This window comes from Enterobacter sp. MGH 16 (assembly GCF_000493175.1).
In the GTDB taxonomy this organism is placed as follows: domain Bacteria; phylum Pseudomonadota; class Gammaproteobacteria; order Enterobacterales; family Enterobacteriaceae; genus Enterobacter; species Enterobacter roggenkampii.
The window spans coordinates 2,694,845-2,710,285 of record NZ_KI535695.1 but is presented as its reverse complement, the minus strand read 5'-3'; the positions used below and the strand labels follow the sequence as shown (position 1 = coordinate 2,710,285).

General features: G+C 58.1%; 11 protein-coding genes. 9 read left to right on the top strand and 2 right to left on the bottom strand.

What is annotated here, in order from left to right:
• Window positions 1-8 precede the first annotated feature (8 nt).
• From L362_RS10225 to tadA, 3 genes are read left to right on the top strand one after another with little or no spacing between them, the layout of a single operon-like run.
• On the top strand, window positions 9-1,370 hold the full coding sequence (locus tag L362_RS10225) for a PTS transporter subunit EIIC (RefSeq protein ID WP_023344699.1): 1,362 nt from the start codon (window positions 9-11) through the stop codon (window positions 1,368-1,370).
• A gap of 3 nt (window positions 1,371-1,373) precedes the next feature.
• Window positions 1,374-2,009: a phosphatidylglycerophosphatase C gene (gene yfhb / locus L362_RS10230; RefSeq protein WP_021241877.1), complete on the top strand. Its 636-nt coding sequence runs from the start codon at window positions 1,374-1,376 to the stop codon at window positions 2,007-2,009.
• Window positions 2,010-2,033: 24 nt separating this feature from the next.
• Entirely contained in the window at window positions 2,034-2,573 is a 540-nt protein-coding gene (gene tadA / locus L362_RS10235) for a tRNA adenosine(34) deaminase TadA (RefSeq protein ID WP_008502172.1), read from the top strand.
• On the opposite strand, the gene mltF is transcribed toward tadA, so the two are convergent.
• Entirely contained in the window at window positions 2,461-4,011 is a 1,551-nt protein-coding gene (gene mltF, locus L362_RS10240) for a membrane-bound lytic murein transglycosylase MltF (protein ID WP_021241875.1), read from the bottom strand. The two genes, tadA and mltF, sit on opposite strands and share 113 nt — an antisense overlap.
• Before the next feature lie 267 nt (window positions 4,012-4,278).
• Between mltF and purL the strand changes: the two genes are divergently transcribed.
• The 5 genes from purL (at window position 4,279) to glnB (ending at window position 12,608) form a co-directional block, all read left to right on the top strand.
• Window positions 4,279-8,166 carry a phosphoribosylformylglycinamidine synthase gene (gene purL / locus L362_RS10245; protein ID WP_023344698.1) on the top strand — a complete coding sequence of 1,296 codons (3,888 nt, stop codon included), beginning with the start codon at window positions 4,279-4,281 and terminating at the stop codon, window positions 8,164-8,166.
• A 532-nt stretch (window positions 8,167-8,698) separates the two neighbouring features.
• On the top strand, window positions 8,699-10,126 hold the full coding sequence (gene qseE, locus L362_RS10250) for a two component system sensor histidine kinase QseE/GlrK (RefSeq protein ID WP_023344697.1): 1,428 nt from the start codon (window positions 8,699-8,701) through the stop codon (window positions 10,124-10,126).
• A gap of 1 nt (window position 10,127) precedes the next feature.
• A complete protein-coding gene (gene qseG, locus L362_RS10255) occupies window positions 10,128-10,865 on the top strand; it encodes a two-component system QseEF-associated lipoprotein QseG (RefSeq protein ID WP_023344696.1) in 738 nt (245 codons plus the stop codon).
• A complete protein-coding gene (gene glrR / locus L362_RS10260) occupies window positions 10,852-12,189 on the top strand; it encodes a two-component system response regulator GlrR (RefSeq protein ID WP_021241871.1) in 1,338 nt (445 codons plus the stop codon). The genes qseG and glrR overlap by 14 nt, the downstream gene beginning before the upstream one ends.
• An 80-nt stretch (window positions 12,190-12,269) precedes the next feature.
• Window positions 12,270-12,608 carry a nitrogen regulatory protein P-II gene (gene glnB, locus L362_RS10265; protein WP_003860685.1) on the top strand — a complete coding sequence of 113 codons (339 nt, stop codon included), beginning with the start codon at window positions 12,270-12,272 and terminating at the stop codon, window positions 12,606-12,608.
• 80 nt (window positions 12,609-12,688) lie between these two features.
• On the opposite strand, the gene hmpA is transcribed toward glnB, so the two are convergent.
• Window positions 12,689-13,879: an NO-inducible flavohemoprotein gene (gene hmpA, locus L362_RS10270; protein WP_023344695.1), complete on the bottom strand. Its 1,191-nt coding sequence runs from the start codon at window positions 13,877-13,879 to the stop codon at window positions 12,689-12,691.
• Window positions 13,880-14,183: 304 nt separating this feature from the next.
• On the opposite strand from hmpA, the gene glyA reads away from it, so the two are divergent.
• Entirely contained in the window at window positions 14,184-15,437 is a 1,254-nt protein-coding gene (gene glyA / locus L362_RS10275; protein WP_008502165.1) for a serine hydroxymethyltransferase, read from the top strand.
• Window positions 15,438-15,441: the final 4 nt, after the last annotated feature.

The following is a 15,441-nucleotide window of genomic DNA, read 5'->3' as shown; positions in this document are numbered from 1 at the left end:
AGGCGTGTATGGACAAAACAGCAGCGCTCGCCAGCGGTATCCTGCAGGGGATTGGTGGGGAACAAAATATTCAGCGTCTCGAAAACTGCATGACGCGCGTGCGCGTCGAGGTGCATGACGACGACCAGCTTGACGTGCCGCGTCTGAAGCAGCTTTCCGGCGTCAGCGGCTACGTGAAGCAGGGGCAGCAGCACCAGCTGATCGTCGGCCCAGGGAAAGCGGCGCAGGTTGTCGATGCCATGCGCGCGCTGATGGGCGTGAGTGCGAGCGTATCGATTGACGAGGCTGAGCGCACCAAAGCCCAGGCAAAGGCGAAATACAAAGCCCCGATGAGCGACGCGCTGCGACAGCTGGCAAATGTCTTTATTCCGCTGATCCCGGCGTTTATTGCCTCAGGCCTGATCACCGGGATCATCAATATCCTCAAGCGGCCGGATATTGTGGGGGACTTTGCCACGCAGTATCCGAACCTGCTGGGGATTCTCGGGATCTTCGGCAGCGCGGTGTTCGCCATCATGAACATTCTGGTCGGGGTGAATACCGCGAAGGTGTTTGGCGGATCGCTGGCGATGGGCGGGGTGATGGCGGGCATCTTGTCCAGCCCGCAGCTGGCGCAGATTACGCTGTTTGGTGAGGCGCTTCAGCCGGGCCGCGGCGGGGTGATCGCGGTGCTGCTGGTGGTCATCCTGATGTGCTGGATCGAGAAACGGCTGCGCGCGGTTCTGCCCGGCTCGATTGAGCTTATCCTCAACCCGCTGCTGACCACGCTGATTACCGGTAGCGTAGCGATTGTGGCCCTCCAGCCGTTAGGCGGGTGGATCTCTGAGGCGATTGCCCACGGTGCGTCGCTGGCGATTGACCGCGGCGGCCTGTTAGTGGGCGCGGTGCTGTCGGGTACTTTTCTGCCGCTGGTGCTGACCGGCCTGCATCAGGGGCTGGTTCCAATCCACGTCGAGCTGGTGCAGGCGCACGGCTATAACGCGCTGCTGCCTATCCTGTCGATGGCGGGTGTAGGGCAGGTCGGCGCGGCAATTGCGGTACTGATGAAAACCCGCAACGCGCGTCTGAAAAAAATGATTAAAGGCGCACTCCCGGTCGGACTGCTCGGCATTGGCGAGCCGCTGATTTTCGGTGTTACGCTGCCGCTGGGTAAACCGTTCCTCGCGGCCTGTCTGGGCGGCGCGGTAGGCGGGGCGCTGATCAGCTACTGGAAAGTTGCCACCGTCATCACCTTTGGTCTCTCGGGGTTACCGCTGGCATTAACCATCGTGACCGGAAAAGTGGTGCTCTATCTGTTAGGCTATTTAGTAGCGGTGATCGCCGGGTTCCTGTTTACCTGGCTGTTAGGTTTCAACGACCCAGAGGAGTAAGGTTTGGCAAATCACGGGCGTCGCGTTGTCTTTTTCGACCTGGATGGCACGCTGCATCAGCAGGATATGTTTGGTACGTTTATGCGTTACCTGCTGCGGCGTCAGCCTCTGAATGCGCTGCTCGTGCTACCGCTCTTACCGGTTATTGGGATCGCGCTGCTGGTGAAGGGCCGTGCGGCGCGATGGCCAATGAGCCTGCTGCTGTGGGGATGTACGTTTGGGCACAGCGAAGCGCGCCTCAAACAGCTCGAGCAGGATTTTGCGCAGTGGTTCCGCGGCCACGTTGCCGCGTTCCCGGTGGTGCAGGCGCGCCTGACCGGCTATCTCGACGCGAACGATGCCGACATCTGGCTGATTACCGGCTCCCCGCAGACGCTGGTGGAGCAGGTCTACTTTGATACCCCCTGGCTACCGCGCGTGAATCTTATCGCCACGCAAATTGCCCGCGGCTACGGCGGTTGGGTGCTGACGATGCGCTGCCTGGGGCATGAAAAAGTGGTCCAGCTGGAAAAACGTATCGGCACGCCACTGCGCCTGTACAGCGGCTACAGCGACAGCAAGCAGGACAACCCGCTGCTCTATTTTTGCCAGCACCGCTGGCGCGTCACGCCATCAGGTGAACTTCAGCAACTCGAATAGTCTTATCCATAAGGGGTGTGTATAATGCCGCCCGCTTTTCGACTGGAGTATCAACCGTTGTCCAACCCTGAATTCTCACATGAATACTGGATGCGCCACGCGCTAACGCTCGCTCAGCGTGCCTGGGACGAGGGCGAAGTGCCCGTGGGCGCCGTGCTGGTCCACAATAACCAGGTGATTGGTGAAGGGTGGAACCGTCCCATTGGCCGCCACGATCCGACGGCGCACGCCGAAATCATGGCGCTTCGTCAGGGCGGTCTGGTGCTGCAAAACTATCGCCTGCTTGATACCACGCTGTATGTGACGCTGGAGCCGTGCGTAATGTGCTCCGGGGCGATGGTGCACAGCCGGATCGGGACTCTGGTCTTCGGTGCGCGGGATGAAAAAACCGGTGCGGCCGGTTCACTGATGGACGTGCTGGGTCACCCGGGGATGAACCACCAGGTGAAGACTATCGGCGGGGTGCTTGCACCAGAGTGTTCGGGGCTATTAAGCGATTTCTTTCGAATGCGCCGTCAGCAGAAAAAGCAGCAAAAGGCAGAATTGAAGCCGACGGACGGTTAAGCTCGTCCGGCGCCACGACAGGGTAACTTTGGGCCAGCCGTTTGGCCTCTGTCGCCTCTTTCTCTTTCTCCAGCAGATACCCGACCAGGCTAATCTGATATTTACGGATATTTTCCACGTAAGCGTAGGCTTCATGCCCGCGCGCGTAGCCGTACGTCAGCTTGTTATACCATGGCTTCTGGCTCAGCAGCGGCAGCCGCTGTTTTACGTCTGACCAGCTGTCCGGGTTGCCTTTCGTTTTGGCCGTCAGCGCTCGCGCATCCAGCATATGCGCATAGCCCATATTGTAGGCCGCCAGCGCGAACCAGATCCGCTCCTCTTCCGGTACCGTTTCCGGGACTTTGGCCATCATATCCTGCAGGTAGCGCGCGCCGCCGCTGATGCTCTGTTCCGCATCGGTACGGTCATTGACGCCCAGGCTCAGCGCGGTATTTTTGGTTAACATCATCAAACCACGTACGCCAGTCGGAGACGTGGCCTGGGTATCCCAGTGGGATTCCTGATAAGAAATAGCCGCCAGCAGTTTCCAGTCAATTTCCTGGGCGTATTTTTCGAACAGCGGCTGCAGGTCCGGCAGGACGCTGTCTACCGCACGCAGGAAGCTGCGGGTGTCAACGTAGTCAAAGTCATCACCATGCCCGAGGTACTTCTCTTCCAGGCGCGCCAGCGTACCGTCTTCATTCATGGTGTTGAAGAAATCGAGCATCGCGGCAGAGAGGGTCTGATCGTCGTCGAGCTGAGTAAACCAGGTCACAGGCTGCTCGTCGGTGACGTCCAGCGCCACGGCGATTTCAGGATGCACGCGCTGGAACAGGCTGATCGCGACCGAATCGGCGATGGTGTAGGGGACTTTCTGATCTTTTACCTGCTCCAGCAGCTCCGTTGTGCCGAGTTTCGCATCCACCGTCCAGCTCAGGTCCGGATATTTCTTCTCCTTGAGCTCGCGCAGATCGTCAATCACCACGTGACCGGGGGCAATCGTCAGCTGCCGATCGTTAATCGACGCCAGCGAGCGCGGTCGCAGGCTCCCGACGCGGTAAACCAGCTGCTGCGAAACGGAGTAGTAGGTCGGGCCTGGCTGATAGTTTTTGCTGCGCTCGCTGTTATACACCAGCCCGGCGGCCAGCATATCGGCATCGTCGTTATCGAGGTCGTCAAACAGCTGGTTGATATTCTGGCGGACGGTGATTTTCAGCTTTACGCCAAGGTAATCGGCGAACTGCTGTGCCAGTTCATAATCCAGACCAATGATTTTGCCGTTGATGTCGCTGTAAATCAGCGGAGAGTTGAGGGTACTGACGCGCAATTCCCCCCGCTCCTGAATGGCGGCGATACGGTTTTCGGCTTTGCCGATCCAGGGGATGGAAGGCCAGAGGGCCACTGCCAACAGCAACGTTACAATGCCGATGAGCAGATAATTAATCTTTAATTTTTTCAATTAGTTAATTCTCTGCGACGCCGGTTGCCTCAGTCTGCTGTAGCCATGTTAACAATAAGGTTTGCCATTGAATGAGCGGCATTTTGCGTAAACTTGCGCCACTTGGCAACCAATTAGAGAGACAGGTCACATCTATTGTTAAATCTCTTTGCCAATTTTATTTCGACGCAAACGGTTTCGTCGGCGCTCAGGATTCTCTATAATGACGCCCGTTTTCCCCCCTTGCGCACACTGAAAGCGCCCCGGCGCTTCGAAGACGAGAGACTTATGATGGAAATTCTGCGTGGTTCGCCTGCACTGTCTGCCTTCCGTATTACCAAACTGCTGGCACGTTTTCAGGCGGCCGACCTTCCGGTAAGCAATATTTACGCTGAGTATGTCCATTTTGCTGACCTGAATGCCCCCCTGAATGCAGAGGAGCGCGTACAGCTGGAACGCCTGCTCAAGTATGGCCCAAGCCTCAGCAGCCATACGCCAACCGGCAAACTGATCCTTGCGACGCCGCGTCCGGGCACCATCTCCCCCTGGTCTTCCAAAGCCACCGACATCGCCCACAACTGTGGCCTGAGCCAGATTAACCGTCTGGAGCGCGGCGTAGCGTACTACGTGGAAGCCTCTACCCTGAGCGACGCGCAGTGGGAGGCGGTTGCGGCTGAACTGCACGACCGCATGATGGAGAGCGTATTTGCCTCTCTTGATGACGCGCAGAAGCTTTTCTCCCACCATCAGCCTGCGCCGGTACAGAGCGTGGACCTGCTGGGGCAGGGCCGTCAGGCACTGATTGACGCCAACCTGCGTCTCGGCCTGGCGCTGGCAGAAGACGAAATCGACTACCTGCAGGATGCGTTCGTTAAGCTCAACCGTAACCCGAACGACATTGAACTCTACATGTTCGCGCAGGCGAACTCGGAGCACTGCCGCCACAAGATTTTCAATGCCGACTGGATTATTGACGGCGAACAGCAGCCAAAGTCGCTGTTCAAAATGATCAAAAACACCATGGAGCAAACGCCTGACCACGTGCTGTCTGCCTATAAAGACAACGCCGCGGTGATGGAAGGTTCTGAGGTGGGCCGCTTCTTCGCCGATCGCGAAGCAGGGCGCTATGACTTCCATCAGGAGCCCGCGCATATCCTGATGAAGGTTGAAACCCACAACCACCCGACGGCGATCTCCCCGTGGCCGGGTGCGGCGACCGGCTCCGGCGGTGAAATCCGTGACGAAGGGGCGACCGGTCGTGGTGCAAAACCAAAAGCGGGTCTGGTCGGTTTCTCCGTCTCCAACCTGCGTATCCCGGGCTTTGAACAGCCGTGGGAAGAAGATTTCGGCAAGCCAGAGCGCATTGTGACCGCGCTGGATATCATGACCGAAGGCCCGCTGGGCGGCGCGGCGTTTAACAACGAATTTGGTCGTCCGGCGCTGAACGGTTACTTCCGTACCTATGAAGAGAAAGTGGACAGCCACAACGGCGAAGAGCTGCGCGGCTACCACAAACCGATCATGCTGGCGGGCGGGATCGGCAACATCCGTGCCGATCACGTGCAGAAAGGCGAGATCGTCGTCGGCGCGAAGCTGATCGTGCTCGGCGGCCCGGCAATGAACATCGGTCTGGGCGGCGGTGCGGCCTCGTCTATGGCCTCCGGCCAGTCTGATGCGGATCTCGACTTCGCGTCCGTGCAGCGTGACAACCCGGAGATGGAGCGTCGCTGTCAGGAAGTGATCGACCGCTGCTGGCAGCTGGGCGATGCTAACCCGATCCTCTTTATCCACGACGTGGGCGCGGGCGGTCTGTCCAACGCCATGCCGGAGCTGGTGAGCGACGGCGGCCGCGGTGGTCGTTTCAACCTGCGCGACATCCTGAGCGATGAGCCTGGCATGAGCCCGCTGGAAATCTGGTGTAACGAATCCCAGGAGCGCTACGTGCTGGCCGTTGCGGCGGATCAGCTGCCGCTGTTTGACGAGCTGTGCCGCCGCGAGCGCGCGCCGTATGCCGTCATCGGTGAAGCGACCGAAGAGCAGCACCTGACTCTGAGCGACACCCATTTCGACAACCAGCCGATCGATCTGCCGCTCGACGTCCTGCTCGGAAAAACGCCGAAGATGACCCGCGACGTGCAGACCCGTAAGGCGGCGGGCAAAGCGCTGGATCGTCAGGGCATCACCGTGGCAGAAGCCGTTAACCGCGTGCTGCACCTGCCTGCTGTGGCAGAGAAAACCTTCCTGGTGACCATCGGCGACCGTACCGTGACCGGTATGGTATCCCGCGACCAGATGGTCGGCCCGTGGCAGATCCCGGTGGCGAACTGCGCCGTGACCACCGCGAGCCTCGACAGCTACTACGGCGAAGCGATGGCGCTGGGTGAACGCACCCCGGTCGCGCTGCTGGACTTCGCGGCCTCTGCCCGTCTGGCCGTTGGTGAAGCGCTGACCAACATCGCCGCGACGCAGATTGGCGATATCAAACGTATTAAGCTCTCCGCAAACTGGATGGCCGCTGCCGGTCACCCAGGCGAAGACGCGGGCCTGTATGAAGCCGTGAAGGCGGTGGGTGAGGAGCTGTGTCCTGCCCTCGGCCTGACCATTCCGGTGGGCAAAGACTCCATGTCGATGAAAACCCGCTGGCAGGAAGGCAACGAGCAGCGCGAGATGACCTCTCCGCTGTCGCTGGTGATCACCGCGTTTGCCCGCGTGGAAGATGTGCGTCACACCGTTACGCCGCAGCTGGTGACCGAAGATAACGCCCTGCTGCTGATTGACCTGGGTAAAGGCCACAACGCGCTGGGCGCTACCGCGCTGGCGCAGGTTTACCGTCAGCTCGGCGATAAGCCAGCCGACGTGCGCGACGTAGCGCAGCTGAAAGGCTTCTACGACGCCATCCAGGCGCTGGTGGCGCAGCGTAAGCTGCTGGCCTACCACGACCGTTCCGACGGCGGCCTGCTGGTGACCCTGGCAGAGATGGCCTTCACCGGCCACTGTGGCGTGGAAGCGAACATTGCGACGCTTGGCGAAGACCGTCTGGCGGCGCTGTTCAACGAAGAGCTGGGCGCCGTGATTCAGGTGCGTGCGGCGGATCGCGATGCGGTTGAAGCGATTCTGGCGCAGCATGGCCTGGCTGACTGCGTACACTATCTGGGTAAAGCCGTTCAGGGCGACCGCTTCGTCATTGAAGCTGACGGTCACGCCGTGTTCAGCGAAAGCCGCACCACGCTGCGCATGTGGTGGGCGGAAACCACCTGGCAGATGCAGCGCCTGCGTGATAACCCGGAATGTGCCGATCAGGAGCACAACGCGAAGGCCAATGATCAGGATCCAGGCCTGAACGTGAAGCTCTCCTTCGACATCAACGAAGACATCGCCGCGCCGTACATTGCGACCGGTGCGCGTCCGAAAGTGGCGGTGCTGCGCGAGCAGGGCGTTAACTCCCACGTTGAGATGGCGGCTGCCTTCCACCGCGCGGGCTTTGACGCTATCGACGTCCACATGAGCGATCTGCTGGCCGGACGTACCGGTCTGGAAGATTTCCAGGCGCTGGTGGCGTGCGGCGGCTTCTCCTACGGCGACGTGCTGGGCGCGGGCGAAGGCTGGGCGAAGTCCATTCTGTTCAACAGCCGCGTGCGCGACGAGTTCGAAACCTTCTTCCACCGTCCGCAGACGCTGGCGCTGGGCGTGTGTAACGGCTGCCAGATGATGTCTAACCTGCGCGAGCTGATCCCGGGCAGCGAAGCCTGGCCGCGCTTTGTGCGTAACCAGTCAGACCGCTTTGAGGCGCGCTTCAGCCTGGTGGAAGTGACCCAGAGCCCGTCTCTGCTGCTGCAGGGTATGGTCGGTTCACAGATGCCAATCGCCGTTTCCCACGGTGAAGGTCAGGTAGAGGTGCGTGATGCTGCGCATCTGGCTCAGCTGGAGAGCAAAGGTCTGGTAGCGCTGCGCTTTGTCGATAACTTCGGCAAGGTAACAGAAACCTATCCGGCTAACCCGAACGGTTCCGTCAACGGTATTACGGCGGTGACCAGCGAAAGCGGTCGTGCCACCATCATGATGCCGCATCCGGAACGCGTGTTCCGCACCGTGAGCAACTCCTGGCACCCGGAAAACTGGGGCGAGGACAGCCCGTGGATGCGCATCTTCCGCAACGCCCGTAAGCAGCTGGGTTAAGTTTCAGCATCCTGACTGTAGGCCCGGTAGGCGCGAGCGCCACCGGGCTTTTTTGTCTCTGTCGCAAAATCGCGACAACCCTCTGGTTTGGGTGTCTCCAAAAGGAGACATTTAACCTATTGATTTATATACTGTAGAAAAGGTTCCCGTTAAGGTGTTGCTGAACAGCGACACTTAGCCTGGAAATCATTCAACCGATAATTAACCGGTTAAACGGGTAAAAATCATATATTTCAATGTGTTAATATTTTGTTTTGCATTTTGGCATGGGTGTTGCATAATATTAACCAGTGGCTCATTCACCTTCTTATGTCAGCCCCTTCGGGACGTGCTACATAAACTTCGAATGACGCACAAAAAGGTGCCTGCCGTCCAACTACTGATCATAGCGATGCTTTATCAGGCCAGGGCGAAACGTCGAGTTAGGCACCGCCTCATTCCATGACAAAGCCGGGTTTTTACCCGGCTTTGTTGTATCTGAAGGGCAGACTCAGTTACGCTCTGCGTATATCCCCATTAAGAGAGTAATGCGTTGAAACGCTGGCCCGTTTTTCCCCGTTCCCTGCGACAGCTCGTGATGATGGCCTTCCTGCTGATCCTGCTGCCGTTGCTGATCCTTGCCTGGCAGGCCTGGCAAAGCCTGAACGCGTTGAGTGCCCAGGCGGCACTGACGAACCGCACGACGCTTATTGACGCAAGACGCAGTGAAGCCATGACCAACGCCGCGCTTGAGATGGAGCGTAGCTATCGTCAGTACTGCGTGCTTGACGATCGCACGCTGGAAAAGGTGTACCAGAGTCAGCGCAAGCGCTACAGCGAAATGCTGGACGCCCACGCCGGCGTATTGCCTGACGACAAGCTGTATCAGGCGTTACGTCAGGATCTGAACGATCTTGCGCAGCTGCAGTGCCACAACAGTGGACCCGATACCGCCGCCGCCGCGCGCCTGGAAGCCTTCGCCAACGCCAATACCGAGATGGTGCAGTCAACCCGCACGGTAATTTTCTCTCGTGGCCAGCAGCTTCAGCAGGAGATTGCCGAGCGCGGCCAGTTCTTCGGCTGGCAGGCGCTGGTGCTGTTCCTCGTGAGCCTCGGGCTGGTGCTGCTCTTTACCCGCATGATCATCGGCCCGGTGAAGGGTATCCAGCGGATGATCAACCGCCTGGGGGAGGGGAAATCGCTCGGGGATACGGTCGCTTTTAAAGGTCCCCGCGAATTGCGTTCCGTCGGTCAGCGTATCATCTGGCTGTCCGAGCGCCTGGCGTGGCTTGAATCACAGCGTCATCAGTTCCTGCGCCATATCTCCCATGAGCTTAAAACGCCGCTGGCCAGCATGCGCGAAGGGACGGAGCTGCTGGCGGACGAAGTGGCTGGGCCGCTTACGCCCGAACAGAAAGAAATTGTCGAGATCCTGGATAACAGCAGTCGCAATCTGCAGAAGCTGATTGAGCAGCTGCTGGATTACAACCGCAAGCTGGCTGACGGAGCGGTCGTACTGGAAAACGTCGACATTGAACCGCTGGTGGATATGGTGATCTCCGCCCATAGCCTGCCAGCAAGAGCTAAAATGATGCATACCGGTGTAGAGCTGAATGCGCCGACCTGTCTCGCTGAACCCATGCTGCTAATGAGCGTGCTGGATAATCTTTATTCCAATGCGGTGCACTATGGTACTGAATCCGGTAACATTTATATCCGAAGCTATACGAAGGGTTCCCGGGTGTTTATAGACGTCGCTAACACCGGCACCCCGATCCCCGATGACGAAAAAACCATGATCTTCGAGCCCTTTTTCCAGGGGAGTCATCAGCGTAAAGGTGCGGTGAAAGGCAGTGGTCTGGGCTTAAGCATCGCCCGGGACTGCATACGACGCATGCAGGGTGAGCTTAACATCGCCACGGACGAACGTTCGGATGTTTGCTTCCGTATTGAACTGCCCCTGAGCCGGAAAAATCAATAAAATGAATCTATGTCTGGTGAGTATGTCACACGTCTTTTCCCGCGCCGTACGCGCGGTGTTTTCCCGCAGCACGTTTCGCCTGAGCCTGCCCTGTGTATTTCTGGCAGGGTGTGTTTCCCATGTGCCGCAAAGTGCGATTAGCGATAAACAAGAAGATAAATGGCCCGATAACCAGCTGGCTGATTTCCTCTCAACCCGCTGTGACGACATCTGGAACCTCTCAGGCCATGACGTCGAAAGTAACCCGCTGTTCTGGCTGCGCGGGATAGATTGCGCCCAGCGTCTGGCGCCGGTCGACGCCCGCGCGAAAGCGGCGATGCTGGATGATGATACCTGGCAGGACGCGTTCAAGCGTGGGATTTTACTCGCAGATGCGAAAATCACCCCCGTCGAACGCCGCGCCAACGTGACCCGGCTGGACACCTTTGTCGTCAATCTTCCGGTACAGATTCGCCCGGTATACCAGCTCTGGCGCGAGGGGCAGACGCTACAGCTTCAGCTTTCTGAAGAGCGCTCCCGCTACAGCAAGCTGCAACAGTCAACCGATAGCGAGCTGGATACGCTGCGCCAACAGCAGCAACATTTACGTACGCAGCTGGATACCACGACGCGTAAGCTGGAGAACCTGACCGATATCGAAAGACAGCTCTCGTCGCGTAAATATCAGCCGGGGAGTTCTTCCGCTGCGCCGGACAGCGATACGCCGAAACAAGAGGATGTGAAGCATGACGAGCCGTAAACCAGCCCATCTCTTACTGGTGGATGACGATCCCGGTCTGTTAAAGCTGCTGGGGATGCGTCTGGTGAGTGAAGGCTACAGCGTCGTGACCGCGGAAAGCGGGCTGGAGGGGCTGAAAATTCTCAGCCGCGAGAAAATCGATCTGGTGATAAGCGACCTGCGGATGGATGAAATGGACGGCCTGCAGCTGTTTGCGGAGATCCAGAAGCAGCAGCCGGGGATGCCCGTGATTATCCTGACCGCGCACGGGTCGATCCCGGATGCGGTTGCCGCGACGCAGCAGGGGGTGTTCAGCTTCCTGACCAAGCCGGTGGACAAAGACGCACTGTATAAGGCTATCGACAGCGCGCTGGAACATGCCGCTCCGGCGGGGGATGAAGCCTGGCGGGAATCTATCGTCACGCGCAGCCCCGTGATGCTGCGCCTGCTGGAACAGGCGAGGATGGTGGCGCAGTCGGACGTCAGCGTGCTCATCAACGGCCAGAGCGGAACCGGGAAAGAGATCCTCGCGCAGGCAATTCATAACGCCAGCCCGCGCAGCAAGAACGCCTTTATTGCGATTAACTGCGGCGCGCTCCCGGAGCAGCTGCTTGAATCCGAACTGTTTGGCCATGCCCGCGGCGCATTCACCGGTGCGGTAAGCAGCCGTGAAGGGTTGTTCCAGGCGGCGGAAGGCGGCACGCTGTTCCTGGACGAGATTGGCGACATGCCCGCGCCGCTGCAGGTCAAGCTGCTGCGCGTGCTGCAGGAGCGCAAAGTGCGCCCGCTGGGCAGCAACCGCGATATCGATATTAACGTGCGAATTATCTCCGCTACCCACCGCGATCTGCCAAAAGTGATGGCCCGCAACGAGTTCCGCGAAGATCTCTACTACCGCCTGAACGTGGTCAACCTGAAGATCCCGGCGCTGGCCGAACGTGCGGAAGACATCCCGCTGCTGGCGAACCATCTTTTGCGCCAGGCGGCCGATCGCCATAAACCGTTCGTGCGCGCGTTTTCCACCGATGCGATGAAGCGGCTGATGGCCGCAAGCTGGCCGGGTAACGTCCGTCAGCTGGTAAACGTGATTGAGCAGTGCGTGGCGCTGACCTCCTCACCGGTCATCAGCGACGCGCTGGTGGAGCAGGCGCTGGAAGGGGAAAACACGGCCTTGCCGACGTTTGCCGAAGCGCGTAACCAGTTCGAGCTGAACTATCTGCGCAAGCTATTGCAGATCACCAAAGGCAACGTGACCCACGCGGCGCGCATGGCCGGACGCAACCGCACCGAGTTTTACAAGCTGCTCTCGCGCCACGAGCTGGAAGCGAACGATTTTAAAGAGTAGTACCGCAAAATTTGCCTGAATATGGTACTGTGAGCAATCGATTACGAGGCAGCTTACAGGCAAGAGTTTAAGGACCCACCATGAAAAAGATTGATGCGATTATTAAACCTTTCAAACTGGATGATGTGCGTGAAGCGCTGGCGGAAGTTGGCATCACCGGGATGACTGTGACGGAAGTGAAAGGTTTTGGTCGTCAGAAAGGCCACACCGAGCTTTACCGTGGCGCAGAGTACATGGTCGACTTTCTGCCGAAAGTGAAAATTGAAATCGTGGTCAGCGACGATATCGTCGACACCTGTGTGGACACCATTATCCGCACGGCGCAGACCGGCAAGATTGGCGATGGTAAAATCTTCGTCTTTGACGTGGCGCGCGTGATCCGTATCCGTACCGGCGAAGAAGACGACGCGGCGATTTAACGTTCTTGCCGGGTGGCGCTGCGCTTACCCGGCCTACAAAACTCTTCGTAGGCCCGCGCAAGCGAAGCGCCGCCGGGCGATTACAGCACCTTATGCGGGCCGAAGCACTCGTAATGAATGCTGTCTTTGTTCACACCCAGCCCCACCAGCTGCTTCGCGGCATACTGCATAAACGCCACCGGCCCGCAGACGTAGAACTGCATGTCCGGCGCGCTAAACGCCCCTTCCATCTGGCTTAAATTCATCAGACCTTCGCTGTCAAACCGTGCGGCTACGCGGTCTGCTTCCGTCGGCAGACGATACCAGGTGTGCGCGGTGAAACGCGGCAGGGAGGCTCCGAGCGTTTTAACCTCATCCGCAAAGGCGTGCACGTCGCCGTTTTCGGCGGCATGGAACCAGTTAACCTGCGCACCGTGGTGTGATTTTGCCAGCGTATCGAGCATCGCCAGCATCGGCGTCTGGCCGACGCCCGCAGAGATCAGCGTCACCGGGGTATTCGCTTCAACGGCCATGAAGAAGTCGCCCGCTGGCGCGGCCAGATGGACCACGTCGCCCACGTTAGCTTCGTTGTGCAGCCAGCTGGAAACCTGACCGCCGTCCTCACGCTTCACCGCAATGCGGTAGGCTTTGCCGTTTGGCTTGCGGGTAAGAGAATACTGGCGGATCTCCTGATGCGGGAAACCTTCAGGCTTCAGCCACACGCCCAGATACTGTCCTGGCTGGTAATCGGCCACCGGCTTACCGTCCACCGGCTCAAACTCGAAGCTGGTGATTAACGCGCTGCGCGGGGTTTTCTTAACGATGCGGAACGCGCGGGTGCCTTCCCAGCCGCCGTTCTTGCTGGCGTTTTCGCTGTAAATCTGTGCTTCACGGTTGATAAACACGTTTGCCAGCACCCCGTAGGCTTTACCCCACGCGTCCAGCACCTCCTGACCCGGGCTGAACATTTCGTCCAGCGTCGCCAGCAGGTGAGTGCCGACGATGTTGTACTGCTCGGGTTGGATCTGGAAGCTGGTATGTTTCTGCGCGATTTTTTCCACCGCGGGCAGCAGCGCAGCCAGGTTTTCAATATTGCTGGCGTAAGCCGCGATGGCGTTGAACAGCGCTTCACGCTGATCGCCGTTACGCTGGTTGCTCATGTTGAAAATCTCTTTGAGCTCCGGGTTGTGCGTGAACATGCGATCGTAGAAATGGGCGGTGAGTTTAGGGCCGGTTTCCACCAGCAGGGGAATAGTGGCTTTTACGATAGCGATGGTTTGAGCGTCGAGCATGAGCGCGTCCTTCTGATGTTATTTAAATGATGTATTTTAAATGCATCTTATAAAAAATACCCCTGCGTTGTAAATGGTTCTTTGCAAGATGAAAAATATGCATCACAAACCTGAAAAGAAATCCGCTGGAAAGGGCGAGCGCTTTATTCCTCAAACCCTTGCGTGGCGGGTAGGAAAACGTTTGCGTAAAATCGTTTGTCAAGACCTGTTATCACAGAACTAATCAGTTATACTGTTGCCCGTCGTCCAACAGGACTGCCTTTTCAGGCCAAAATTTACTTGTTAGCTGAGTCAGGAGATGCGGATGTTAAAGCGTGAAATGAACATTGCCGATTATGATGCCGAACTGTGGCAGGCTATGGAGCAGGAAAAAGTACGTCAGGAAGAGCACATCGAACTGATCGCCTCCGAAAACTACACCAGCCCGCGCGTGATGCAGGCGCAGGGTTCTCAGCTGACCAACAAATACGCTGAAGGTTACCCGGGCAAACGCTATTACGGCGGTTGCGAGTACGTTGATATCGTTGAGCAGCTGGCTATCGATCGTGCGAAAGAACTTTTTGGCGCTGACTATGCAAACGTCCAGCCGCACTCTGGCTCTCAGGCTAACTTCGCGGTCTACACCGCGCTGCTGCAGCCGGGCGATACCGTTCTGGGTATGAACCTGGCGCAGGGCGGCCACCTGACTCACGGCTCCCCGGTTAACTTCTCCGGCAAACTGTACAACATCATCCCTTACGGTATTGATGAGTCCGGTAAAATTGACTACGAAGACATGGCGAAGCAGGCTAAAGAGCACAAACCGAAGATGATCATCGGTGGCTTCTCTGCTTACTCCGGTATCGTTGACTGGGCAAAAATGCGCGAAATCGCAGACAGCATCGGTGCTTACCTGTTCGTTGACATGGCGCACGTAGCGGGCCTGATTGCCGCAGGCGTTTACCCTAACCCGGTTCCACACGCTCACGTTGTGACCACCACTACCCACAAAACTCTGGCGGGTCCACGCGGTGGCCTGATCCTGGCGAAGGGGGGTGACGAAGAGCTGTACAAAAAACTGAACTCCGCGGTGTTCCCAAGCGCGCAGGGCGGCCCGCTGATGCACGTTATCGCGGCAAAAGCGGTCGCGCTGAAAGAAGCGATGGAGCCAGAATTCAAGGTTTATCAGCAGCAGGTTGCTAAGAACGCCAAAGCGATGGTGGAAGTGTTCCTGAACCGTGGCTACAAAGTGGTATCCGGCGGGACTGAAAACCACCTGTTCCTGCTGGATCTGGTTGATAAGAACCTGACCGGTAAAGAAGCTGACGCTGCCCTGGGCCGCGCCAACATCACCGTGAACAAAAACAGCGTGCCAAACGATCCGAAGAGCCCGTTCGTGACCTCCGGTATCCGTATCGGTTCTCCGGCCGTAACCCGCCGCGGCTTTAAAGAAGCGGAAGTAAAAGAGCTGGCGGGCTGGATGTGTGACGTTCTGGACAACATCAATGACGAAGCGGTTATCGAGCGCGTCAAAGGTAAAGTTCTGGATATCTGCGCACGCTTCCCGGTATACGCATAATTTC